Source organism: Anaerotignum faecicola (assembly GCA_024460105.1).
Classification (GTDB): domain Bacteria; phylum Bacillota; class Clostridia; order Lachnospirales; family Anaerotignaceae; genus JANFXS01.
Genome location: JANFXS010000167.1, coordinates 1 through 500 on the forward strand (window position 1 = coordinate 1; position 500 = coordinate 500).

Below are 500 nucleotides of genomic sequence, written 5' to 3' on the forward strand. Positions count from 1 at the left end.
GCTTCAGCTGATGGAGAAGATGAGCCTTAATCCGGCGAAGCTCTATCATCTGGATTCCGGTTCTGTGGAAGAAGGAAAGGCGGCGGACCTGGTGCTCTTTGATCCGGAGGAAGAGTGGACCGTAGGGGAATTTGCATCAAAATCTTCTAATTCACCGTTTACCGGAAGCAGACTGTATGGAAAAGTAAAATATACAATCTGTGACGGGAAAATCGTGTATCGGGATGGAGAATAAGGCCGGAGGGGGAAACTTTCATGAAACAATATACGACCATCCTTTTCGACGTGGACGGAACGCTTCTCGATTTTGACTCTGCGGAGGAACGCGGGCTTGCCAGTGTGTTCAAAGAGTATGAAGAAAGCGGGGGATGCCGGACGGCGGATTTAATCGGAACGTACCGCAGGGTGAACCGCGGCTTATGGGATGCCTATGAGAAAGGTCTCATTACGAAAGACCATATCACGGATACCAGATTCGGCGCCGTGTTTGAGGCCCATGG

2 protein-coding genes are annotated in these 500 nt (G+C 50.4%); both read left to right on the forward strand.

The features are described from left to right. The coding region (locus NE664_13320) for an amidohydrolase family protein (GenBank protein ID MCQ4727612.1) at positions 1-235 on the forward strand (235 nt) is incomplete at its 5' end. 20 nt (positions 236-255) lie between these two features. Next, the coding region (locus NE664_13325; protein MCQ4727613.1) for an HAD family hydrolase at positions 256-500 on the forward strand (245 nt) is incomplete at its 3' end.